Source organism: Agarivorans sp. D1326 (genome assembly GCF_056958115.1).
On record NZ_JBTWEN010000013.1, the window covers coordinates 1 to 23055 of the forward strand.

The following is a 23055-nucleotide window of genomic DNA, read 5'->3' on the forward strand; positions in this document are numbered from 1 at the left end:
CGGCTTTGCGTAGGTACGCATCCAGTTATACAAGGCTTTAGTGCTTATGCCTAAACGCTCAGCGACATCTGCAACGGGATAACCGTGAACAGTAATTTGATTAACAGCTTCTTGTTTGAACTCTGCTGAATAGCGTGTGCCTTTGGCCATGGTTTTACCTTTTATAGTGAAGTTACATTTTTACCATAAAAAGTGTCGGGTGTTCTCAGGCCTTACCAATCTGAAACCTTCCAAAAAGTATCAAAATATGTTGAACATCAAAATAGCGCCCCAAAGTGGATGTTTAAGGGCTCTCCTGAGCTTTTATCACATAAAGAAATTGAAGACTTAACTGAAAGTTTGGCCGCTTGTCAGTAAACTGTAGTGGCTGAGGGAGAAGGCTTAATGAGTATCAAGGCGCTTAAGGTGGACTGCAAACCTGTGGCGGTTTTGGTTCAAGTCGGTTAGTGTGATTGAGGTGGTTAATTTGGGTGTAGTGGTGTTTACAGCCACTTAGCTTATCGTTACAGGGCAATGACTTTGACACATCATATAATTACATTCGAAATTCAAACAGGGCCAGTTGAAGATGGAACTGAGAAGGATATTGCGATGTTTATCCTTAATGAATTTTCTGCGCTAGCTGAAAAGCATGGTTTTCGGGAAGGCTTCTCGATAGAGGCCTCATGGAAAAAAGGATGTGTTCTTGAGCATATTTCTCTCTTGGTTACAAATGCAGATGCAGTCGTAACTGGTGTAACCGCTGCGGGCACTTATGTAGCACTAAAAGACTATAAGTCTCTTAGACAAAGTATTCTTTTGCTGCTGAATGATGTAAGAACTATAACGTATAAAACTAAGAAATTAACTTTTAAAGTCATCCGTGCTGTAATTTCAGAGAAACGAAAACCTCCGCTTCATGAGCGAATTGAGCCAACAATCAAACGAGATGATAATCCAAACCTTAAAAGCCTTTAATAAGCCGCAGCAATCGCTCCTGTTGGTCGCAGGGACAACCCAAACGCTATTGGCTTGAATTGAATACAAAACCGTGGCCAATTTAACTTGACCACTACAATTCACTATGTCACTAAAATGGTAATCTTTAAAGCTAGGTGTATTTTGATACATTCCTAACATCTATCACTGTAGGAACTGATACTTACGAACTCTTGCAATCTCTGCACATGGTGAAAGCTTTTAAATATCAACATCGGACAAACTCGCTTAGCAATTCTATCAGCCCATACAATAACTCAGTTTTCTTATGGCATAGTCGATTTTGTCCTGCACCTAGTTTTTATTCGACACTCCTAGTTGGCTCAAGATAGTATTATTTTTTCACCCTTCGGTAATCGCACCGGCAAAACTTAATCGTCCGTACCATCCTGGCGAAAAGGTTATATGTTCGTCTAACCATGTGTTATCAGCACTAGCAAAAATCAGCGTGAATCCGGTAGCGTTTTTAAGCCACTGCTCCCACCAGGTCCATAATGCATCTGTAATGTCATCATGCTTACCCGCCAAAACTTCGATGTCGTCGATAAACAGTACGCAGTTTCCCTTTCGTACCAATTTGCAAGTTTCAGCGATAGCTTGCTCCCAATCGGTTAAATTCGGGGTAGGGATAGCAAACACCTCAGAGAGTTGGTTCGCTAAATCTAACAACTCATCAGCAAGCTTAAGGTTTCGTCCTCTACCCACAACTCTATATACCGGCACACCCAAATACTCAGAGATTGCCCGTATTAAGCAGTCCGAGTTGATACTTTGCTGCTTCCTTATAACGTTGACCTTTGGGCGCTCACCCGGCTTAGAGAGCTGTTTGTAAAGGCACTTAAGGCTGCTTGAATGTTGCAAAACAACTCCCGTTTAGGCCGTTACATTTGAACAAATAACCAATACTCGGAGTAGGTCGCGGGCAATTTCCTAACGACTTCTCCGCTTGAGCTTAAGCCCACGCCGTAAGAGTTTTTCTCTTAGGTTTTCTCGTGCTTGAGTCATCGATACGCCAGGGTTTACAAACTCATCACTGTCAAAAGGGTTGGGAATTACCCGACGCGCTACAAAGCGTCGCTTCTTCATACAGTTAGCGCCTATATCTGTGAAGTGACCACTGCTCCCGTCGAGGCTGTTCCTTCGTCTCCGTAACAAGTTACGCTTCACTCTCACTCAATTTCAGTCTCTAACAAAACGCGATGAGGCATGGGTAGAACGTCTCAGCTAAACACGTTATTGATTTTGATTCACTCACTGGTCACCTCCAAACTCTTTAGTTAATTCTAATTCACATCGATACAATTCGCATGCCATAAAAAACTGTTTTTTTTAATGTATTCAGTTAGTTTCGAAGTGATACTTACTATGTAGATGAATAGTATTTGATATACGATTTACTGTCTTAGGTTAAGTTATCAACTTAAAATATCTGTTTATTTTGGGGTATTGAAGACCCAAATTAAGCACGATAATCATCGGAGTGATGCTCCGCTAACTACGTCTTGATTTGCTTTTATCCTTGCAGTTCAGCGAGCCTAATCTAGCGGACTCTCTTTGGATCATTAACAAGGTCTTAGGCAATTGGCTATAGCAGGTCACTTCACTGGTATATTAGATCCGTAGTCAACCTATTATTGCTCGCTTTAGAATTCAGCACCCTCAGGCTCGTCATCTTCATCATTGAGCTTCTCATTCAAATCTATTTCAACACCGTCGATGAGCTTATCTACCGACTCTCGCATGTCTTGAGTAAGCGGTAATGAATATTTCAGTAAGTCTTGAAAGGCATCGTCATAGAGCGCTTCTGCGTCCTCGGGGGGCGGGTTTATCTTCCCCTTCGTATCTTTGGTCATCAGTTCTACTCCAATACCAGTTTTCAGAAAATTACAAAACACACACTATTCTGGGCAATTAGATGAAGGGGTGAGCAACCAACCTCTTGCCTATCGCTTCGCGGTGTTAGCTGTCCCTTTTCGCCGAACGAGTTTCGCTTTGAGGTTTTCTCTCGCTTGTGCGAATGAGACCCCAGGATTAACAAATCCAGGTTTTAGAAAAGGATTGGGGATAACCGCCGGGACATTTTCTTCTTCATATCGGTTCTGTAAATGCATGAATCTGAGAATATAGCGTAACGAGTCGTGCAATGAGTTTACGCCACGGACTAATCTTCGCTTATAGCAAAAAGTTCTAAAAAAACTTGATGCACTAGCTCTTCACTCCATGAAAAATGCCAAAAATCAAACTTCTTAATTTTCAGGTGTTTAGCAAAAAACACAAGCTCTGTACTGACATTTTATTAATTATTGCTAATAATAAGTTGTTGAAAAATAAAGAGTTATTAGCATTTGAATATGGTTATTTTGTAAGCTCTCGACTATCTTTCTTCGCTTACCCTCAACACTTAAGGAGAAAGAAGGTGAGCCTAAATAGAAAAATCGGAAAAGCGTCAATGATGAAAATCGCTCGCTTCGATTACAGCATAAAGACAGGAACCTTACAGTACATGGAGTCCATGCTCGAAAGCGATGTCTGCTTATTGCTGGACTTTGACGATGAGGTTGTCAGTTACACCACCCAACCTGACAGTTTCATGAACCACTCGAAGGAGGGAAACTGGCGTCAGTATACCCCTGACCTGCTGATTCAATACTCTCGGCATTTTGACCACGGAGAAGTTAAGCCCGAAGCGAAAACCTATTCGGATGAATTCCAGAAAAAGCATGCATTGCACGAAAGTATTGTGAAGGAACAAACTGGCACAGAGCTAAAGCTTTTCACTGAGCCAAAGGTTCACCCTGATCGCTTAGTCCAACTGCGTCAGCTCAAGGCTTTTCATCGCTATGAGGCGATACCGTCACTCAACAAACAAGTGGTGCAGTTCATTAAAGATAACGGTGGTCAGGTAGTGCTCTCTGAGATTGATCACATCTGTGTGGAGCACGAGGCTTGGGTTTCCTATCCCATGGTCATGCTTGCTCATCAAGTGATACGTAGCGTGTTTCCAGAGGTTATTAGACGTCACACTCTTGTGGAGGTGGCAGCATGAATCCGCAGACAGCTAAATCACCCTCTACCTATCAAGACCGCCCAACCCTGTTTGTCAAAGGCATGCTGTTAAGTTACGACAAGGAGGAGCACGTTGTTCGCACTGTTGAGCCGGATTATATGGTGCTGGAGAATACACTGACCCACGAGCCCAAGATGCTGAAGACGGATGTATGGTCTCTTGCTTATCACGAAGGCTTTCTGAAGGTTACCGAAAGAGAAAATACGGTTGCCATCCATCCTATTACTGATGCTGAAAAGTTAGCCGAAGCCGAGCGTTGGTTAGCCTACCTGAACGAGTTAGACATTTCTGGTTCACCGGGCTCGATGGAAACGAGGCTTAAGGTCATCGACAGTGTTTCTAGAAGAGTCCGTGACCCCAATCCGCCGCATGAGATGAAGCTCTATCGTATGCACAAAAAGTGGGGGCGAAAAGGTAAGAATATTTATGCCTTACTCAACACTAAGCTGACGCGCACTAAACCGGTCACCGAAGCTCAGTATGACTTTGCGATGGCCGTTATTGATGAACATTATCTGGTACCGCATGGCGGTAACCGTTCTGCACTATATCGCACATACAAAGAAGCTTTTTATCTGGATATTAACCAAGAAAAATATGAACTCTGCGGTAAACCCATGTCCAAAACCTCGTTGGACAACCTATTAGATGAGCTGGACCCCTTCCAGGTTTCGGTTGCCCAGAAAGGGCTCAAAGCTGCCCGCGCTCTATTCAGAGACAGCAACGAGAAAATCATCACCAAGCACCCAGGGCAACGCGTGGAAATCGATGCTGTTCACTTAAATTTAGGGGTGCTTTGTGATGAAACGGGAGAGTATTTGGGGCGTATTATTTTGTTCCTCGCTATCGATGTGCATACCAGGTACATCCTAGGATACTCGATTGTCTACGGCACTAAACCGGCAGAATCTGCCGAAGCCGCTATGAACTTATTGCGCCATGTGGTTTCGCCAAAATTAAAAGATGGCAACTTTAAAAACGACTGGCATACGATTGGAGTACCAGTAGCATTTCACTCTGATAATGGCGCAGGGTTTATATCAGAAACGGTGACTCACTTTTATGCTCTCCTTCATAGCAGTATCCATCGCGCCGAGTCCGGAAAATCACAGCGACGGCCATTTATCGAACGTTTCAATCGAACTATTCGTGAGCAATTGATGAAGCGAGTTCCGGGGTATTTAGGTAAGCGCGTTGATGCGAATAATTTCGATAAAACGGTAGAGGCAGCGGCAGTAATCACCTTGTCTGAGTTTATTCGATACTTGGAAGAATACATCGTCGATTACTACCACCAGAATTCACATAAAGGGTTAGATGGCCTCAGTCCTGCCCAAAAGCTGGCTCAGTGTAGGAACGATTGTTACCCAAGGCCCGCAGCGGATTTAGCGATGCTAGATAGCCTGGTTGGCGCGACTTATACGCGCACCATACAGGAAACGCAAGGAGTACAGATTGAAAACTTGTACTACAACTCGACTGAGTTGAAACACTTGCGGTTCAAGCTCATGCAGAAGCGCAATTCGACAAATAGCAAATCGAAAGACACCAAGTCGAGGAGTGACAAAGTAAAAGTCGAGGTCATATTTAACAAAAAGGACATTTCATCCGTCACTGTCATTGTGCCGGGCGAGATGGAGATGATGATTGTACCTCTGCGCGATAAAACAGTCGCTCCAGGAACCAGCCTTGAAGCCTATCGGGCGCAAAATCAAGCCGCCAAAAAAGGAGCGCAAAACGCTGAGACTAAGACTTATCCATCAAAACATGGTGAGCACGGTAAACCTAAGAAACGTAAGCCTTCGTCGTCTGCGCCGAAGTCTAAAGCGTTAGAGAGCGGCAGCTATTGCCCTCAAACAACGCTTGAGGAGGGGGTGAATCGCTTTGCGAGAGACAACTCTAAACTGACGTATGTGCAACCCAGCACTTCAGTGCTAGAGCCTCCTATCCCGGACTACTCCCGAGAATTGTCTGGAGGGCGATAGCATGGATGAGCATAACCATAACCAAGAGCTTGATGCCTTTTTGGCACGTACGATTTTTTACCCTAAGTTCAAGGTTGCTTACGACACGTTGACTCATATCTACAAATTTGGCGGTCGCGATGCTGAACTGGTGGTGTTGATAGGACCTGTCGGGGCGGGTAAGAGTCATATGATTGAGCAACTGATGCTCGATTACCCGATTAGGGACACCGATGAGCAAACGTTCAGACCTATCTTGTATGCTCGCATACCACCGGAGAACACTTACGCGGGCTTACTCGGAAATCTGCTTGAAGCAATGGGAGATCCTTTACCGTGGCGCGGCTTGGTTGTTGAGCGTCGTATGCGGCTTAAGCACTTAATCACTCAACAGCAAACTCGGATGATTACATTGGATGAGTCTCAGTCTGTCATTCCTCGTTCTGGAGCGGACGCTAAAACCGCAAACGTTAAACTGCTGCTTGAGCTGACGAATGATCTGAAAATCCCCATTTTGCTGGCTGGTAAGGAAGACTTATTGGCGCTGATGGCCGCAGACGATGCCATACGTTCTCGTACCCGCTGTAAGTTATCACTCAGTTATTTCTCGTGTATGACGAGAGCTGGAGCTTTCGACTTTGCCGACTATATCCAAGGCCTGATAGGGTTCTTTCCTCGTAAGGTGAAAGGGTTCAATTTTTTCAGTGTGCAAAATGATGGGAAACCAGTACTTAAGAAAGACATCAGTACTTTGATTCGGTTAATACTCGCCACTGATGGCTGCCCTCGTAGTATTAGGTTCTTGTTCAAAGCGGTTATTGAACGTACCACTTCGGATACAGTTGTAGAACTTAAGCACTTTGCGGACGCTTTCTACACAGCGAGCAACCTGGAAATACCGCTGAGCTTTAATCCGCTTCTTGATAGCGAGTCTAGCGAGTCTAGCGAGTCTATTGCTAAAGTTTCAGAAGAAGCAGAACGTCGGGGGTTGTATGACAGCGATGCCTTCTGAACTGCCGTTGCGCCCAAGACCAATGGCTAATGAGACACTGTTGGGCTATTTGTTGCGGGTCAGCCATACGAATGGCTACCGCCAGGTTCAAACAATGCGTGATTTGTTTGGCTTGGAAGGGATGCCACTCCCTAGTATCACCTGCGACAACCGGCATCTAGATAGAGTGGCGTCTAGCATGTCCAGACGTCTTCGTTTGTCCCCAGAAACGCTTGTAGTTCATTTTGAAAACGAGCTCGATGGGGCGTTCGACGATGGTCGAGTTATCAAAAGTATTGTGGTTAAGTCACCGAAGGTTTGCATAGCGTGCATTGCAGAAATCAAACCGATTCAAGCAAAGTGGCGTTTGACGCATGTGACTCATTGTGAGGAGCATTGCCAGCCGTTGGTGAGCTGCTGCCCCGAGTGCCAAACGCCATTAAAGTGGACTCCGCAAATATACTCCAAGTGTGAGAATTGCCAAGTGGAGTGGAGGGAGAACGAGTCTAAAGTGGATTCTCTGCCGCTGTATCAAGTGGCTGAGCAAGGGCTAAGTCTGGTCCAACAACAGCATTATCGTCGCCATCTTTATCGCATGGCAGGAATGGCAATGCGATTCTACGACTTTCAAGCAGCTGCATACGCAGTGTTTCCAGATGATGTTCAAAATGTTTCATCGCTATTCGAATTTAGCTACCGTTGCCTAGTCGATGAAAAGTTTCGTCTTAGACAGTTTCAAAGCCGTGTCGACTACTGGAAGAAAAAGGGTCTACTAGAGCATATCCCTCATAGCTTCTTTATTCATTTACATGCCAACTATATTGAGGAGCTGGGGTTTTTGCCTCGTCCTCTTATTTGGCCGGTGAAGCCTTTTCATGTGATGAGCTTTCAGTCTAAGCGGGTTTCAAATCCACATGCTCACCTTAATTTCCGTGATGTTGGCACTCATTTCCTTGTAGATCGCCGAACCTTAGCTGATTGTTTGAGTGTTGCAACTTCGGACGTGACTTCTATGGTGGAGGCTGGCCTGTTGAGCCCGAGCTATGACTCAACATCTTTGCGTTACTCTTGGTATGACGTGCGTGATATCGACCAGCTTCTTGCGCGTTTGATGGCATGTACGAAACCGATGAGTGCTTGCTATACCTCAGGGGAGCTAATAACTGTTTTCGAAGCGCAAATAGTCTTGCGCCGTTTTAACTGGTCAGTCGCAGATATTCTCGTATTGCTGATATCTAAGCAGTGCGATTCGTTCCTAAAGGCTAGCGAGTTAAATTTTTCGAATTTGGCGGTTAATCGTGAGCAGTTGTTCGATGCATTGAATAAAAGGCTGGGCAAACAAAATGACTACAATGAACATACACTGGCGAGAGACTTCTATGTTCCTCCTGAGGTACGAGAGCGTTTTTACGATTTTGTTCGGTCGGAAAAAGCGAAACTTCCAGAGGAGCAGAACAGTTTGCTGTTCTTCACCGATCACTATGTCGTGCTAAACCAATGGTGTCGACTTCGAAAACTATCTATTCCAAGCATTTTTCGCCATCTAATGAAGCAAGGTATCGTTACTGAGTTTTCAGAAATGGCTGGTCGAGGATTCTATGTTTTTAGAAAATCTGATCTGCTTGAGCGTTCTCTTTCTGAAGTAGTAAAAAACGACAGCTAACTGAAAAGCCCCATTCCTAACCTTCTCACGCAAGACTAATCTCGCTCTTGCGGGATGCCGAAATATCGGCATCATTTCCTTGCAAAAAAACTAGTCTTTTCTATGATTTACAGGACACCAGCTTCGCGGCTGGTTTTTGCTGTTTAGGGCTCGTTACACACGAATTGTGAAGGTGTGTTTTTCTGCTAGAAAAATGACACTCTAGCCTGGAAATCCTATTTCTAATGACAGGTTTAATTGGAAAATATGCCCAACCTTAATTGTATATTCACTCCCTAACTGACTGAAAAATAACAATTACATCTTTTCTGTAAATTTCACTTTTAGGTATGAACCTACACAAAGCTTAAATGTTGTACGGCATTACCTTGAAGAGGTACTGCGTATCATTTTCTTTGAACAGATTTGAACTCTTACTCTTGCTGTTTAAAAACCTCTAACGAGGGTAAGGCATTGCCTTCAAAATCAAACAAGGCTTGGTTTTCCCATGAGTTCCCTAGGCCCCATTGATCGCCGCTGTATTCCATGCCTGCGTTTGTCGACCAAGTGGCCCCTTGAATAGGTAGCCACGCGGGCTCCCAGTAGTAGATACCTAAGCCCATGTTATTTGGAAGCTCGTTAACTAACAACATTATGTCGACTAGAAATTGTGCCTGCCCATTTACGCTTATTTGATAGCCTTCTATTGGATTTGCACTCGAGTAACTATTGGCTAATGAGTCGCCATTTTCATGTGTGAAAGGGAAGGCTGTTTCAACAAGTAACACTGGCTTGTTATAACGAGCAATTAGATCTTCCATGTTGGTTCTTACGTGTTCTACCGGGCCATGCCACCACGGGTAGTAAGACATGCCTATAATGTCGAAGTCGACACCTTGCGCACTTATTTCATCAAACCACCACCGAAAGGTTTGGTTGTTACCTGCTTCTGCTAGGTGCAATATGATTTGAATTTCTTTGCCACTGTTGTTGTCATGTACCGCTTGAATTCCCGCTTGAATTCCCGCTTTAAGTAGTTGTGATAAGCGCTCAAACTCTTTGCCATCTTGTCCCCAGCTTTTTCCATCTGGCCAAAGCATTCCCCCATTTAGTTCGTTACCAATTTGCACCATGTCTGGCACTACACCTGCGGCTTGGTGAGCTTGCATTATCTCGGCAGTATAGTCGTATACTTTCTGTTTTAGGTTATCAAAGGTAAGGGTTTCCCAGCCTTGGGGTTTACTTTGTTTTTTAGGATCTGCCCAAAAATCGCTGTAGTGGATATCTAGCAGGAATGACATATCGTTTTGATGAGCACGTACGCCAAGCTCTATGGAGCGCGCAAGGTCATTGTTGCCACCCCCAAATGGTTCACCGTTACTAGAGCTAGGGTCAACCCATAATCTTGCCCGAATAGAATTTACGCCATGGTTTTTTAGGATGCTCACTAGATCTTGCTCGATACTGTTTTGGTAGTACTTTCCACCCAGCGCTTCAATCTCAGGCAGCATCGAGATATCCATTCCACGAATGAAATTATCTCTAAGCTCAGGAGCGGTGATGCTGGCATTGTTATCACTGCTTTTAGGTGGGTTCGCAGACTGGCAGCCGGCAACAATAAACACCATAAACAATAGCGCTGTCTTTATTCTAGAGTTCATTGTTTGCCTCGTTTTATGGCCAATTGTTTGGCGATTACCGTGGGTATTTGTGCTCTGTTTTGCAGCTAAATAAGTAAAACACAGAGGTTTGTTTGTGAAAGATGCATTGGAGCGGTTTAACATCAATATAGCTACTGTTTTTAAGTGAGATTGCGAGCTGGAAAAAACTTTTCACAAAAACTATTTGTTACCTCCAGGGCGCTATTTAATTTACCTTAATTTGCTGTGGTTAATTTTTTCTTTCAAGTTCTTTGCTGTTTAAAAATTTAGCGACTACGCTTTTGCTTGTCACATTAGTGTCATTAAATTGGTGCATGTTTATCAAATACTTGTTGTAAATAAGCCGCTTTTGTCGGTAAACCATTTAACCGTAGAACTACATGGAAGAGATTATGTTGAATAAACGTTTATCATTAAGTGCCTTGGCACTTAGCATGGGCGCAATGATAAGTGCGCAGGCCAATGCTGAAACTTTACGTTTGCTTACTTGGGGCGGCTATGCACCACAAGAAGTTATCGAAATGTTTGAGAAAGAAACCGGCATTGAAGTAAAAGTGACTAAATCAAACAACGAAGACATGATCTCTAAACTTCGCGCTACTGGCGGCTCTGGGTTTGATTTAGCTCAACCTAGCCAAGACCGAATCACCGGTGTTCAGCAGCAGTTTGGCATTTACCAGCCTATTGATTTAGCCCGTATTGAGCAGGCCCAAATTATTACCTCAATGTTAGATGCTACTAAAAAGAATACTGCTGTAGGTGAGCAAGTGTTTGGTGTTCCTCATGTGTGGGGAACCAGCGGCTTGGTAGTAAATGGTGAAATGGCAAAAGATGTGGCCGATTACACCGACCTATGTCAGCAGCAGTACCAGGGTAAAATTTCTTATCGCTTAAAGCGCCCAACCTTAATCGGTTTTGCTTTTGCATTGGGTGAAGATCCATTTGCTGCTTACGCTGATCCTGTTAAGTACCAAGAAATATTGAACAAAGTTGAAAAGACTCTGGTGGAATGTAAGCCTTTGGTTAAAACTTACTGGTCTGGCGGCGACGAGTTAATGAACTTAATGCGCTCTAATGAAGTAGTTGCCGCTATGGCTTGGGATGCTGGCGGTTGGAAGCTAAATCGCGATCAACAGAATATCCAGTTTGTAGCACCTAAATCTGGAGCTTTGGGTTGGATTGATACTTTTGCCATTCCTAAAAAATCTAAAGCAGTAGATGCTGCGTACAAGTGGATTAACTTTGTTATGCGCCCTGAAGTAGCAGCTAAAATTACCGAAGCTGCAGGTAACTTCACCGCCTCTAAAGGTTCAGATGCTTACGTAAACGAACTGGCGAAGTCGCAGTTTAATGCCAGCTTTAGTAGCGACGACATCGACAACATTAAGTGGTACCCCGCTGTTCCTGCTGGTTTAGAAGCAATGGAAGGCAAAGTACTGGATCGCGTACAAGCGGCCAACTAGTTTTATTGGGGCGCTCGCGCCCCTCTGCTTTATTTGGAAGTACTATGGCGGCAAACGCTAAATATGATCTTGAATGTAAACACCTCTCGAAGCATTTCTCAGAATTTACAGCAGTAGATAAGCTTAATTTCTCGGTTGAGGCTGGCTCGTTTTTCTCTATTTTAGGCCCTTCTGGCTGCGGTAAAACCACCTTATTAAGAATGTTGGCAGGCTTTGAATCACCCAGTGAAGGTGAGATTCAGATCCATCAAAAGCGGGTTAACGAGCTAGCGCCAAATAAGCGCCCAGTGAATATGGTGTTTCAGCACTTGGCTCTTTTTCCGAACATGAATGTGTCGGAGAACATTGCTTACGGCTTAAAGCGCCGTGGTATTAAAGCCAACGAGCGACAGCATAAGATTAAAGATGTGTTAGAGCGAGTGGGCTTAGATGGCAGTCAAAACAAGCAAATTACTCAGTTATCGGGTGGGCAAAAACAACGCATTGCGATTGCCCGCAGTTTAGTGCTGGAACCCCGATTATTGCTGCTTGATGAGCCCTTAGGCGCACTAGATTTAAAACTGCGTGAAAAAATGAAAGTTGAGCTAAAGCACTTGCAGCGCGAATTTGGCACAACCTTTATCTACATAACTCACGATCAATCTGAAGCCTTGGTGATGTCAGATAAGGTGGCGGTAATGAACAATGGCCGCTTTGAACAGGTAGCCAGTCCGCAGCAGCTGTATTATCAACCGAATACGGCGTTTGTGGCCAAATTCGTTGGCCAAACCAATGCGCATTCAGCAGTGGTGTGTGAACAACGACAAGGTGTTGCTTTACTTAAAACCGCTCGAGGTCGCCATCTGATTGTAGCGACTAGTATTGATCAAGCCGAAAAGTCGGTGGTGGATGTATTTGTACGGCCTGAAGCCATTGGAGTTTGTGAAGCGGGAAGGGAGGTTCAAGCCGATAACCAGTTTGATGTAGAAGTTGAAGAGTGCTTGTTTGATGGCGCAAGTTCCACCTTAGTGGTTAAAGATACTCACCATCAAGACAGTTACCGAGTGGCTCCAGGCGCCAGTTTTTCTTTGCAGCACATAGTTCCGGGCAGTAAGTTACGAATTTTTTGGGATGCTAAACAAGCAATTTGTATTAGCCAAGAGGTGAAGGGTGAAAGCTAAAGGGCTTGGGTTTTACTTATTACTGCTTCCTTTTGTGCTGTGGTTTGTTCTGCTGATTGTATTGCCACATTTGCAGATGCTAGAGCTGTCATTCATCAAACGGGATTATGTGGCAGGGGACAGCGTAGGTTGGTACCAATACCAACAGTTTTTGGGCGAACCGCTCTATTGGCGAACCTTATTACGTACAGTTTGGATGTCTTTGTTAGCCACGTTTATAACCTTGTTAGTTAGCTTTCCAGTGGCATTTTTCATTGCAAAAGTGGCTCAAGGTAAAGTTAAACGCTTGTTGTTGTTAAGTTGCTTGTTACCTTTCTGGGTAAGTGAGTTAGTGCGCACTTACGGTTGGATGATATTGCTACGTGAGTCTGGTGTGATTAGCCAAGGTTTAATAGCTCTGGGGTTAACCGAGCAACCGATAGAATTTTTGTACAACGATGTGAGCATGTTAGTGGGGTTGGTGTATACCTCAATGTTGTTCATGGTGGTGCCATTGGTCAGTACTTTAGAAGGCTTAGATCAAAGCTTAATAGAAGCGGGCTACGATTTGGGCGGCAATGGTTGGAACGTTACCACTTCTATTATTGTTCCTTATGCAATGCCTGGCATTGTATCGGGTTGCATCATGGTATTTATGTTGTGCTTGGGAAATTACCTTACACCGCGTTTATTGGGCGGAAAAGACAGCCTATGGTTTACCGAACAGATTTTCACTCAATTTATTACTCGTTTTAATTGGGAATTAGGCGCTGCCTTTGGGGTGATTTTATTGCTGGTTTCGTCTTTGGTTGTGGCGCTGGGTTTAAAGCTAAGTGGCCAATCATTCAGCCGTACTTTGGGACGCTAGGGGAGCCTTATGTTGCATCAATTACGTGGCCCTGCTAAATCCCTTTATCAGTTCTATATGGTGGGGTTCTTAGTCTTTTTGGCATTGCCATTAAGCATTGTAGCGGTGTTTGCATTTAATGATAGCTTGTTTGCGGCACTACCTTGGCAAGGCTTCACCTTGGATTGGTTTATTGGTCAAACCGAACCTAAGCTGGGCATTCTTTATGATGATGGTTTGTTATCTAGCATTGCGGTGAGTGCTTCGATAGCGTGTTTTGTTACCTTGTTTTCCTTACTGCTTGCCACTGCGAATGCGTGGCTGTTCATTCGTTTTGATTTCCCAGGGAAAAACTGGTTATACATTGGCTTATTGTTGCCTTTAGTGATACCGGGAGTGATTTTAGGGGTGGCGATTTTAGTCGCCAGTAGCAGCTTGGCGAACAGCATTGAGAACAGCTTTGCTTGGGAGTTAGAGTGGTTAAGACCGGGGTTTGTGTTGGTGGTGATTGGCCAAGTAGCGTTTATTACCACTATTGCTACCTTGGTGGTGTTAGCTCGCTTACGTAAGTTCGATTTTAGCTTGGAAGAGGCAGCGCTAAACCTAGGGGCTAATTCTTGGGTCGCTTTTGTTACCGTGGTATTGCCGTTTCTTAGCCCCGCTTTAATCGGAGCTGCTGTGGTTAGCTTTTTAATGTCTTTCGAAAACTTTAACACTACCTTAATGCTGGTGGGGTCCGACGCGCCGCTGACTATCGCTATGTATGACCGTTTACGCGAAGGGTCAACACCAGTGCTCAATGCTGTGTCATTGTTATTGATGCTTGGCTCTGCTTTTATTGCTTTGGTATCGATGTTATTTGATAGCAAAAGTAAACAGGATTAAGTTCTTAGTGTTTAATAAATAACAACGTTTTGTTGTAGCTTATGCACTTAAGTTGACGATAAAAGTTAAAAATTAGCTGCGCTGTTATTGTTTATCGCTATTGCGATTTGAGCGTGATATAACCAACAGCTCACTGTTGTACTAGGGAGTAGTTGGTGAAACACAGCAGTACCCACTCTAAAGCCTTTATTATCTTACTTGCAGGTATGATGTCGTTGGTAGCATTGTCGGTGGATGCAATGCTACCGGCCCTGGTAGCCATTGCCGAAGATTTCGAACTGGCTAATCCCGCGCATGCCCAATGGACCATAACATCACTGTTTATAGGCCTTTCGATTGGCCAACTTGTTTATGGGCCATGGTCAGATGCGGTTGGCCGAAAACCTCCTATCTATGTTGGTTACCTATTGTTTATTGTGGGTAGCATTATCTGTGTATTGTCTAGCTCGTTTGCTTGGCTTATCGCCGGGCGAGTACTGCAAGGTATGGGCGCAGCTGCGCCAAGAATTATTACCATGGCCTTAGTGCGTGACAAGTTAAAAGGCGCTGAAATGGCGCGCATTATGTCTGTGGTGTTTTCGGTATTCATTGTAGTGCCGATTTTGGCCCCCGCGGTGGGCCAAGTTATTTTAGGTTTGGCCCACTGGCGTTGGATCTTCGGCATGCTATTGCTAATGGCTATTGCTACTGGTCTTGGGTTTTGGCGAGGACAAGAAGAAACCTTAACCTTGGATAAACGTCGCCCTCTAACATTACAAAGCTTTGTAGAAGGGCTTAAGTATTTACTGCAAAAGCGCAGTGCGCTGGTTTACACCATTGTATCTGGTTTTATTTTTGGCGCTTTTATGGGTTACTTAAATAGCGCGCCATTATTGTTTATTCAACTCTACAATCAAGCCGACAACTTTGCGCTGCTGTTTGCTTTAGCGGCGATTGCAGTAGGTGTTGCATCGTTAGTGAATGGTCGTTTTGTACTTAAGTTAGGTATGCACTTAATGATTAAGGCTGCGTTGTGGGGCTTACTTGCCCTTACGAGCGTATTTTGTTTATTACTAATAGCTAGTAGCGGAGCGCCTCCTCTTTGGTGGTTAATGGCTTACTTGATCCCAGCATTTTTCTGCATTGGTATTTTGTTTGGTAATTTAAATTCTTTAGCCATGGAGCCTTTAGGAGCAATTGCAGGAATGGGCTCGGCGTTTGTCGCGAGTATTTCTACACTGGTGGCGATTCCCATTGGTAGCCTTATCGGCCTTAGCTTTAACCAAACCTGTTATCCAGTAGTTATTGGATTTGGATTAGTGGCAGCGAGTAGCTTATTGCTAATCAAGTGCTTCGATAATCCAGATATTGAAGACAAGCAATTATCGGCTTCTTAAAGCATAAAATATCGTTTTAAATCTACATTAAATCAGCGATTTAAGGAAAAACTGGAGAGTTTTTCTTTAATTCGCTGATTAGTTGTTACGGTTTGGTGTTTTAGCTAAGTGTTGGGAAGATGTATTGGTTTTAAATGTTGAATTTGTAGTTATTTGTGATTCTTAATACTGTTTGGTGTGGTGCTGGCAGCTGTTTATTATTAGTCTTGATGTTATCACTTTGTTAACCAGAGATTGGACCATGAACACTCACGCAGATTGTTTACTACAGCTAAACCATTTAAGCGGTGCCGCAGTGCACGATTTATCCTCTTCATTTGATAATCTTCCTCATACTAAGCATGCCGATGGGCAATACCGTTTACGTCGCTATTCTGTTGTTCGTATTAATGATGGAAAAGTGCAAGCTCTGCCAGGACGGAGCTTTGTGCAAAGTGAACAGGTGAATCACTTTCAAGGCGATGTTATTCGTCAGTTTGAGGATATTGAGCAGAGCATTATTGCTTCTAAAGGCATGTATGAAATGTGTGCCCTTTTCTTGGAAGCAAATAGCTTAAGTGAACAGCAAGAGATTGAAATTCATCAAATTAGAATTGCCGCACAGGCTTCCGATACACCAGTTGCCCCTGAAGGAGTGCATCAAGATGGATTTAGCCATATCGCCGTAGTGGGCATTCGTCGTCATAATATTGATGGTGGAGACTTCATGGTGTTTAAAGATAAACACCAAGCACCGATTATGACCTTGGCACTAGACAGCGGTGAGGTGGCCTTACTTGATGACAGTAAACTTTGGCACTATGCAAGGCCCATTCGTGCTCACCGCCCAAGTGAACCGGGCTTTATGGATGTATTTGTATTAACAGCAAAGGATGAAGCATGAGTTTTTCTGTTGAGGCTGCACGCAAGCTGTTTCCTGCCTTAAATGCTAGGGGCGACGATGAGCCCTTAATTTATCTGGATGGGCCAGGGGGGGCGCAACTGCCCGCTTCGGTGCTGCAAGCCATGAACGATTATTTTATAAAAGGTAATTCCAATCTTGGCGGCGCTTTTGCTAGTAGCAAGCATACTGAACAGGTTGTAGAAAAAGGAAGGCAGCAGGCTAAAACCTTATTGAATGCCGCTAGCGCTAATAACATTGTGTTTGATGCCAATATGACATCCTTAACCTTTAAGTTGAGTAGGGCCATAAGCCGAGACTGGCAAGCTAATGATGAAATACTGGTGACCGCACTTGATCACTATTCCAATGTGTCGAGCTGGCAACAGGCAGCTGCCGACAAAGGGGCTAAGGTGTATCAAGTGAGAATTGACCCGGCTAACTGTAATTTGGATTATGCGCACCTAGAGTCACTGATAAATACTAATACCCGCCTTATTGCGCTTACTTATGCCTCTAATACCAGCGGTAGCATTGTTGATTTACAAAGAGTTATCCATAAAGCGAAAAGCGTAGGTGCAATGGTTTATGTGGATGCGGTGCATTATGTGCCGCACCGTTTAGTGGATGTGCAACAACTGGGCTGCGACTTCTTGCTCTGTTCGGCTTATAAGTTTTTTGGCCCCCACCTGGGTATTGCTTATGTGGCCGACCCTTGGCTGGAACTGCTCAAACCTTATAAAGTTGAGCCTGCTACCAATATCGGCCCTGGTCGTTTTGAAACAGGAACCCAAAGCTTTGCGGCAATTGCAGGCATGAGTGCTGCAGTTGACTACTTGGCTGATTGGAACCCACAGCAAAATAAGCGAGCAGCGTTAACCGCCAGTTTTGAGCAGTTTGCCGCGCATGAAAAAGCTTTAAGCGAGCATTTTTTGAAGCGCTTGGCAGCCCACCCGCAAGCCACGCTTTATGGTGAGAGTAGCTTGCAGCGCAGCCATATGCGCACTGCAACGTTCTCGTTGCGCTGGCCAAATATTCAGCCGCAACAAATTGCCGCTATGTTGGGCGAGCATAATATTGCTACGTGGCATGGACATTTTTATGCGCAAGGCATGATGGAGCAATTAGGGTTAATGGATAAAGGCGGGGTGCTACGCGTAGGTTGTATGCATTACAATACTCATCAAGAAGTCGACCGCTTGTGGGACCTTTTAGATAGTTACTGTGCCTAGTAACCTTTTTATACGTCCAACGCTAGGTGAGCAAATAGCTCATCTAGGTCGGTAGCACCTTCAAACTTTATACCCACTGCAATATGGTTATGACCATCTCGGCTTTGGCTTTTAATATTGCCTTCGATTACTGTGTCATTCTCTGGTTTGCCAGGAATTCGAATGTACACAAACACACTATCCAGTAATAGTTTGCCATTGCTTTCTGGCCACGCCATTTTGAAGCGGCAACCACCGGCTGATAAATCGAGAATAATGCCGTCAAAGCTTAAATCGTTTTCAATTTGCTGGTCACTTACAGAGGAGCGGTGAGTAACGGTTGCTGGAATGCGCGTACTCGCGCGTTGCTGTTTGCGTAGGCTAAAACGCTCTACTTCAGATGGGTATTTAACAAACAATAAGTGCTTAGGGGATTTGATAATGTCGGTAATGATGCTGCGAAATGCAATACATTGACCGGCTTCTCCTTCAATGATTGAACGGATCACGCAAGCCATGCCTTCCACTAATACATCACCATGGCCTTGTTGAGCATATTTAGGCACAGCAAAGATAAGAAAGTTAGCGTCATCTAAACCAATAAGCTTACACTTAATCCGTACATTACCTACTTTTACGAACTGCACATCTAAAACGTCGCCAAAGCGCAGTTGTCGCATTATTTCTACAACTTCTTGGCGTTGGTTAACGCGAGGGCTTGGTGTAGCTGGCAAAATAAAACTTCCTTATTACATGTTTGCTTAAAACAGGCGGCTTCCCCAGCCAAGCTTAGTCCGTAATATCTTAAAGTAATCATAGCTTTTAGGATGAACTAGGCGCAACGGGTGATTTTGCTTACGAATAATAACCTCGTCCCCAGGCATTACCGGTAGTGATACATGACTATCACAGCTAATGTTCATATGGTCGCTATTGTCGTGAGACAGCTTGAGCTTAATTTCACTATCGCTGTCTACAACTATTGGCCGTGAACTAAGGGTGTGTGGAAACATCGGTACCAGTGCGATGGCATCCAAATTAGGGGTAAGAATTGGCCCGCCAGCAGATAAAGAGTAAGCAGTAGAGCCTGTTGGCGTGGTAACAATTAGGCCGTCGGCGCGCTGGCTAAGCATGAAATGGTCATCAATATACACTTCAAACTCTAACATTGTGGCTACTTTGTCGAGGTGAAGTACCACTTCGTTCACAGCACTATTGCGGCTTTTTACTGCATTATGGCGCAGCACTTTGGCTTCTAATAAGCAGCGTCTTTCGGTAATAAACTCACCTTGCAACACTTCCTTTAAAGGGTGTTCAAAGTTAAAAGGGTCTAGATCGGTTAAAAACCCAAGGTTGCCGCGGTTAACACCTAGCACTGCTATGTCGTAGCGCGACAATACTCGCGCGGCCCCCAACATATTGCCATCACCACCAACCACAATCGCTAAATCAGCTTGTTCGCCTACTTGGTTAATGCTAACCAGATTGAGCCCATCAATGCTGAGTTGTTGGCCGGTCTGCTCTTCTACCAATACGCTGTATGATTGTTCAATCAACCAATGGTAGAGCGCTGTTAAGGTATTATTGGCTCCCTCGTGGTGGGGTTTGCCAATTAAACCAATAGTGTTGAAGGTTTGAGTCATAACTTGTTGATTTAACATTGTGTTGCTAGTGATTATAACGTGTGGTTTTACTACTCAGCCAGTTTTATCGTGACTATCACTTGAAAGCGGCGGTTTGATCCCCATAATATGCAACAGATTTAAGTTATTTGTGAAGAATTACGGAGACCCTGCATGAGCAGTGAGCAAAACAAACCACAAGCCGAAGAAGTGGTAGCGGAAAACGAAGTAGAGCAACAGGTTGAAGCGATAGACGCTGAGCTTGAAAGTGAAGTGGAAGAAGAAGCTGCAGAGTCTGCTGGTGAAGAAATTAGCGTAGCTGAGCTACTTGAGCGTTTAGCAACTGCGGAACAAACCGTGGCTGACCAAAAAGACGGTGTTATTCGCGCAAAAGCAGAAGTAGACAACATTCGCCGCCGCTCTGCTCAAGAAGTAGAGAAAGCACGTAAGTTTGCTTTAGAAAAGTTTGCTAATGAACTGCTACCGGTTATCGACAACATGGAAATGGCTTTGCAACACGCTAACCGTGAAGACGAAGCCTTAACTTCGATGATTGAAGGTGTTGAGTTAACCCTTAAAACCTTGATTGATGCCGTGAAGAAATTTGGTATCGAAGTTGTTTCACCGCAGGATGAAACCTTTGATCCTGAGAAGCACCAAGCGATGGGCATGCAAGAAGTTGAAGGTGTAGCGCCAAACACTGTTGTTGCAGTACTACAGAAAGGCTACGAATTAAATGGCCGCTTATTGCGTCCAGCAATGGTTATGATTTCTAAAGCTGCCTCGGTAGACACTAGCGCATAGTCATTATTGTATAGAGAAAAAGGGCCTTTTGGCCCTTTTTTTATGGCTGAATTTCAGCGTGTTTTTGGATCGCGATTTGGCGAATTCTTTGACCTAAGTTGCTTGGCTATGCCATTGTAGAGGTATGAATAAAAATTATTCGTATTGCTCAAAAGGTAAGCGTTGCAGCAAATGGAACAGTTAGAGATTTTCGACATCCCCAATCCTTGTCGTGGCATTTGTCAAACAAATAGCCGCGGTTTGTGTATGGGCTGTTTCCGAAATCGCGATGAACGTTTTGCTTGGCAAACCTTAGAGCCTGCGCAGCAGCAGAACATATTACGGCTAACCAAGCAGCGCAGGATGCGTTTTATTCGTATGCAGCGTAAGAAGTTAGCCGAACAACAGCAGCAAAACTCGGTGCAAGATGAACTGCCATTTGGTGAGTAAATGCTGCGCTAAATAGTGGTAGTTATCTATCACATCGGGCAATATATGCCTCTAGTAGTAGGGAAGTGTTGTTAACTAGAGGTCGTATGAGTGATTTAAATCAGCTGATAAGTAATAATCGTAGCTGGGCTAAAAATATAAAAGAACAGAATCCAACCTTCTTCTGTGATTTGTCTGAACAGCAAAACCCTGAATTCTTGTGGATTGGTTGCAGTGACAGCCGAGTACCTGCCAACCAGATTGCTGGATTACCCCCAGGTGAAGTATTTGTTCATCGCAATATTGCTAATGTGGTAGTGCATACCGATTTAAACTGCTTGTCGGTTATTCAATATGCTGTAGATGTTCTCAAAGTTAAGCACATTATTGTTACCGGCCATTACGGTTGCGGCGGCGTGTTAGCGTCGATGGAAAACGAACAGTTTGGTTTGATTGATAACTGGCTACGCCATCTTAAAGATGTTTACCGTTACCATGAAGCGGAGCTGGATGCTATTGAAGACAAGAAGCAGCGTGCCGACCGTTTATGTGAGTTAAATGTGGTGGAGCAGGTTAAAAACGTATCGCAAACTTCTATCGTGCAAAATGCTTGGAGTAAAGGCCAAGACTTATCGGTACATGGTTGTATCTACTCTATTCAGAATGGCATTTTAAACAATCTAGATATCTCGATATCTGGCAACAGTTAGACTGTATTATTAATGATAAAAAACGCGGCCATGGCCGCGTTTTTTGTTGGTGTGTTTGTAAGCCTAGGCTTTTTCGGCAGAAGCCAAGCTGGTATCTGATTCACCGTGAGGAAGATGTACTTCTTCTTCAGATAAACCTGCTTGAGGATTATTGTAAGTCTCTACGTTTAAATCGCCTTCTGATTTAGCTACCGCAACAGTCACCATGCTATCACCAGTAATGTTTACTGCTGTGCGTACCATATCTAACAAGCGGTCTACACCAATAATCAGCGCAATGCCTTCTACCGGTAAACCAACCTGTTGCAATACCATTGCTAAGGTAATTAAACCAACACCGGGAACACCAGCAGTACCTACTGACGCAAGCGTTGCAGTAACAATAACCATTAAGAAATTGCCTGCGGTTAGGTCAATGCCGTACACCGTTGCAATAAAGATAGTGGCTACACCCTGCATAATTGAGGTGCCATCCATGTTGATGGTAGCGCCTAAAGGTACGGTGAACGAAGCAGTTGAGTTACGTACGCCTAGCTTATGAGTAGCTGTTTCCATAGTGACTGGAATAGTTGCATTTGAAGAGGCAGTACTAAAAGCAAATACAATAGCTTCACGCATTTTCTTAATGAAAATAAGCGGGTTTAAGCCAGTAAGTACTTTTAATAGTGAAGGGTAAACCAACAAGGCATGCAGCAGTAATACAACCAATACCACCATGAAGTAACTGAGTAAGCTAGCAATCGCGTCAAAACCAATTTCAAAGAACAACTTCGCTAATAACGCAAATACGCCGTAAGGGGCTAGGTTCATTAAAATAGTTACTAACTTCATGATTACTACATTGAAGTCTTCAAAGTGTTTACCAATGCGCTTGCCTGGCTCACCAGAAATGGCAATTGCGATACCAAATAACAATGCAAACACGATGATTTGCAACATGTTGCCTTGGGCCATCGAGGCAATAGGGTTATCGGGGAACATATCAATGATAACTTGGCTAATGCTTGGCGCTTCTTTCGCTACAAAGGCTGCTTCGGTAGTTAACTCTATGCCAGTACCTGGGCGAATAAGCAGTGCAACTGCCATGGCCAGTGAAATGGCTATCGCAGTAGTGGCCAAATAGAGTAGTACTGTTTTTCCGCCAAGGCGGCCTAAGCGAGCAGTGTCTTTCATTGAAGAAACACCACACACTAAAGAAACAAATACCAATGGAACCACTAACATCTTCAAGCTTGATACGAAAATCGAGCCAGTGATATTGAGGATGCCGTCAACGATGTAATCTTTGACTAAGATAGACTCAGCAAAAAAGGTTTGTAAGAACACCCCTAAGCCAATACCGGTAATCATACCTATTAGTATTTTATGAGTAAGACTCAGTTTTGAATCGTTTTTCATTTCCCTTCT

General features: G+C 44.1%; 23 protein-coding genes. 15 read left to right on the plus strand and 8 right to left on the minus strand.

Going from position 1 to position 23055, the window contains the following annotated elements; genetic code table 11:
* Positions 1–150 (minus strand): transposase (locus ACYFDN_RS19260; protein WP_483512436.1); only part of this gene is annotated, 150 nt, incomplete at its 3' end.
* Positions 151–519: 369 nt separating this feature from the next.
* Between ACYFDN_RS19260 and ACYFDN_RS19265 the strand changes: the two genes are divergently transcribed.
* Entirely contained in the window at positions 520–957 is a 438-nt protein-coding gene (locus ACYFDN_RS19265; RefSeq protein ID WP_483512381.1) for a hypothetical protein, read from the plus strand.
* A 363-nt stretch (positions 958–1320) separates the two neighbouring features.
* On the opposite strand, the gene ACYFDN_RS19270 is transcribed toward ACYFDN_RS19265, so the two are convergent.
* The 3 genes from ACYFDN_RS19270 to ACYFDN_RS19280 form a co-directional block, all read right to left on the minus strand.
* A complete protein-coding gene (locus tag ACYFDN_RS19270; RefSeq protein ID WP_483512382.1) occupies positions 1321–1701 on the minus strand; it encodes an AAA family ATPase in 381 nt (126 codons plus the stop codon).
* A gap of 207 nt (positions 1702–1908) precedes the next feature.
* Positions 1909–2064, minus strand: coding sequence for a hypothetical protein (locus ACYFDN_RS19275; protein ID WP_483512383.1), 156 nt, complete (start codon positions 2062–2064; stop codon positions 1909–1911).
* Between the two features lie 557 nt (positions 2065–2621).
* Positions 2622–2831, minus strand: coding sequence for a hypothetical protein (locus tag ACYFDN_RS19280; protein ID WP_483512384.1), 210 nt, complete (start codon positions 2829–2831; stop codon positions 2622–2624).
* A gap of 374 nt (positions 2832–3205) precedes the next feature.
* Here ACYFDN_RS19280 and ACYFDN_RS19285 point away from each other — a divergent pair, with 374 nt between their 5' ends.
* From ACYFDN_RS19285 to ACYFDN_RS19300, 4 genes are read left to right on the plus strand one after another with little or no spacing between them, the layout of a single operon-like run.
* A complete protein-coding gene (locus tag ACYFDN_RS19285) occupies positions 3206–4024 on the plus strand; it encodes a TnsA endonuclease N-terminal domain-containing protein (protein ID WP_483512385.1) in 819 nt (272 codons plus the stop codon).
* A complete protein-coding gene (locus ACYFDN_RS19290) occupies positions 4021–6030 on the plus strand; it encodes a transposase (protein ID WP_483512386.1) in 2010 nt (669 codons plus the stop codon). Before ACYFDN_RS19285 ends, ACYFDN_RS19290 begins: the two co-directional genes overlap by 4 nt.
* A gap of 1 nt (position 6031) precedes the next feature.
* Positions 6032–7021, plus strand: coding sequence for a TniB family NTP-binding protein (locus tag ACYFDN_RS19295; protein ID WP_483512387.1), 990 nt, complete (start codon positions 6032–6034; stop codon positions 7019–7021).
* Complete coding sequence (locus ACYFDN_RS19300) at positions 7002–8663, plus strand: TniQ family protein (RefSeq protein WP_483512388.1); 1662 nt, start codon at positions 7002–7004, stop codon at positions 8661–8663. Before ACYFDN_RS19295 ends, ACYFDN_RS19300 begins: the two co-directional genes overlap by 20 nt.
* A gap of 413 nt (positions 8664–9076) precedes the next feature.
* Here ACYFDN_RS19300 and ACYFDN_RS19305 read toward each other — a convergent pair whose 3' ends face one another.
* Entirely contained in the window at positions 9077–10303 is a 1227-nt protein-coding gene (locus tag ACYFDN_RS19305; RefSeq protein ID WP_483512389.1) for a glycoside hydrolase family 53 protein, read from the minus strand.
* Positions 10304–10695: 392 nt separating this feature from the next.
* Between ACYFDN_RS19305 and ACYFDN_RS19310 the strand changes: the two genes are divergently transcribed.
* From ACYFDN_RS19310 to ACYFDN_RS19340, 7 genes are all read left to right on the plus strand, one after another.
* On the plus strand, positions 10696–11766 hold the full coding sequence (locus tag ACYFDN_RS19310; RefSeq protein ID WP_483512390.1) for an extracellular solute-binding protein: 1071 nt from the start codon (positions 10696–10698) through the stop codon (positions 11764–11766).
* A 44-nt stretch (positions 11767–11810) separates the two neighbouring features.
* Positions 11811–12926, plus strand: coding sequence for an ABC transporter ATP-binding protein (locus tag ACYFDN_RS19315; RefSeq protein ID WP_483512391.1), 1116 nt, complete (start codon positions 11811–11813; stop codon positions 12924–12926).
* Positions 12916–13773 (plus strand): ABC transporter permease, encoded by an 858-nt coding sequence (locus tag ACYFDN_RS19320; RefSeq protein ID WP_483512392.1) that lies wholly within the window; start codon positions 12916–12918, stop codon positions 13771–13773. Before ACYFDN_RS19315 ends, ACYFDN_RS19320 begins: the two co-directional genes overlap by 11 nt.
* A 9-nt stretch (positions 13774–13782) precedes the next feature.
* A complete protein-coding gene (locus ACYFDN_RS19325) occupies positions 13783–14637 on the plus strand; it encodes an ABC transporter permease (protein WP_483512393.1) in 855 nt (284 codons plus the stop codon).
* Positions 14638–14792: 155 nt separating this feature from the next.
* The gene (locus tag ACYFDN_RS19330; RefSeq protein ID WP_483512394.1) at positions 14793–16013 is read left to right on the plus strand and encodes a multidrug effflux MFS transporter; all 1221 of its coding nucleotides are present in this window, start codon (positions 14793–14795) and stop codon (positions 16011–16013) included.
* A gap of 241 nt (positions 16014–16254) precedes the next feature.
* Positions 16255–16896 carry a 2OG-Fe dioxygenase family protein gene (locus ACYFDN_RS19335; RefSeq protein WP_406609198.1) on the plus strand — a complete coding sequence of 214 codons (642 nt, stop codon included), beginning with the start codon at positions 16255–16257 and terminating at the stop codon, positions 16894–16896.
* The gene (locus ACYFDN_RS19340; protein ID WP_483512395.1) at positions 16893–18125 is read left to right on the plus strand and encodes a cysteine desulfurase-like protein; all 1233 of its coding nucleotides are present in this window, start codon (positions 16893–16895) and stop codon (positions 18123–18125) included. Before ACYFDN_RS19335 ends, ACYFDN_RS19340 begins: the two co-directional genes overlap by 4 nt.
* Positions 18126–18133: 8 nt before the next feature.
* Here the strand turns inward: ACYFDN_RS19340 and ACYFDN_RS19345 are convergent, their stop codons facing one another.
* Positions 18134–18838 carry a flagellar brake domain-containing protein gene (locus ACYFDN_RS19345; RefSeq protein WP_016402405.1) on the minus strand — a complete coding sequence of 235 codons (705 nt, stop codon included), beginning with the start codon at positions 18836–18838 and terminating at the stop codon, positions 18134–18136.
* 27 nt (positions 18839–18865) lie between these two features.
* Positions 18866–19747 carry an NAD(+) kinase gene (gene nadK, locus ACYFDN_RS19350; protein WP_483512437.1) on the minus strand — a complete coding sequence of 294 codons (882 nt, stop codon included), beginning with the start codon at positions 19745–19747 and terminating at the stop codon, positions 18866–18868.
* A gap of 153 nt (positions 19748–19900) precedes the next feature.
* Between nadK and grpE the strand changes: the two genes are divergently transcribed.
* From grpE to can, 3 genes are all read left to right on the plus strand, one after another.
* Positions 19901–20530, plus strand: coding sequence for a nucleotide exchange factor GrpE (grpE, locus tag ACYFDN_RS19355; RefSeq protein ID WP_338621906.1), 630 nt, complete (start codon positions 19901–19903; stop codon positions 20528–20530).
* A gap of 171 nt (positions 20531–20701) precedes the next feature.
* Positions 20702–20959, plus strand: a complete 258-nt coding sequence (locus tag ACYFDN_RS19360) for a DUF1289 domain-containing protein (RefSeq protein WP_016402402.1) — start codon at positions 20702–20704, stop codon at positions 20957–20959.
* A gap of 86 nt (positions 20960–21045) precedes the next feature.
* The gene (gene can, locus ACYFDN_RS19365; protein WP_016402401.1) at positions 21046–21648 is read left to right on the plus strand and encodes a carbonate dehydratase; all 603 of its coding nucleotides are present in this window, start codon (positions 21046–21048) and stop codon (positions 21646–21648) included.
* A 63-nt stretch (positions 21649–21711) separates the two neighbouring features.
* On the opposite strand, the gene ACYFDN_RS19370 is transcribed toward can, so the two are convergent.
* On the minus strand, positions 21712–23046 hold the full coding sequence (locus ACYFDN_RS19370; protein WP_040307321.1) for a dicarboxylate/amino acid:cation symporter: 1335 nt from the start codon (positions 23044–23046) through the stop codon (positions 21712–21714).
* Between the last annotated feature and the right edge of the window lie 9 nt (positions 23047–23055).

Bases quoted from the DNA above. Each gene is read 5' to 3' on its own strand.
- ACYFDN_RS19275 (WP_483512383.1), bottom strand. From the start codon at position 2,064: ATGAAGAAGCGACGCTTTGTAGCGCGTCGGGTAATTCCCAACCCTTTT.
- ACYFDN_RS19315 (WP_483512391.1), top strand. From the start codon at position 11,811: ATGGCGGCAAACGCTAAATATGATCTTGAATGTAAACACCTCTCGAAG.
- ACYFDN_RS19370 (WP_040307321.1), bottom strand. From the start codon at position 23,046: ATGAAAAACGATTCAAAACTGAGTCTTACTCATAAAATACTAATAGGT.
- ACYFDN_RS19335 (WP_406609198.1), top strand. From the start codon at position 16,255: ATGAACACTCACGCAGATTGTTTACTACAGCTAAACCATTTAAGCGGT.
- ACYFDN_RS19300 (WP_483512388.1), top strand. From the start codon at position 7,002: ATGACAGCGATGCCTTCTGAACTGCCGTTGCGCCCAAGACCAATGGCT.
- ACYFDN_RS19280 (WP_483512384.1), bottom strand. From the start codon at position 2,831: ATGACCAAAGATACGAAGGGGAAGATAAACCCGCCCCCCGAGGACGCA.
- ACYFDN_RS19340 (WP_483512395.1), top strand. From the start codon at position 16,893: ATGAGTTTTTCTGTTGAGGCTGCACGCAAGCTGTTTCCTGCCTTAAAT.
- can (WP_016402401.1), top strand. From the start codon at position 21,046: ATGAGTGATTTAAATCAGCTGATAAGTAATAATCGTAGCTGGGCTAAA.
- ACYFDN_RS19285 (WP_483512385.1), top strand. From the start codon at position 3,206: ATGCCAAAAATCAAACTTCTTAATTTTCAGGTGTTTAGCAAAAAACAC.
- grpE (WP_338621906.1), top strand. From the start codon at position 19,901: ATGAGCAGTGAGCAAAACAAACCACAAGCCGAAGAAGTGGTAGCGGAA.
- ACYFDN_RS19305 (WP_483512389.1), bottom strand. From the start codon at position 10,303: ATGAACTCTAGAATAAAGACAGCGCTATTGTTTATGGTGTTTATTGTT.
- ACYFDN_RS19295 (WP_483512387.1), top strand. From the start codon at position 6,032: ATGGATGAGCATAACCATAACCAAGAGCTTGATGCCTTTTTGGCACGT.
- ACYFDN_RS19290 (WP_483512386.1), top strand. From the start codon at position 4,021: ATGAATCCGCAGACAGCTAAATCACCCTCTACCTATCAAGACCGCCCA.
- ACYFDN_RS19310 (WP_483512390.1), top strand. From the start codon at position 10,696: ATGTTGAATAAACGTTTATCATTAAGTGCCTTGGCACTTAGCATGGGC.
- ACYFDN_RS19360 (WP_016402402.1), top strand. From the start codon at position 20,702: ATGGAACAGTTAGAGATTTTCGACATCCCCAATCCTTGTCGTGGCATT.
- ACYFDN_RS19325 (WP_483512393.1), top strand. From the start codon at position 13,783: ATGTTGCATCAATTACGTGGCCCTGCTAAATCCCTTTATCAGTTCTAT.
- nadK (WP_483512437.1), bottom strand. From the start codon at position 19,747: ATGACTCAAACCTTCAACACTATTGGTTTAATTGGCAAACCCCACCAC.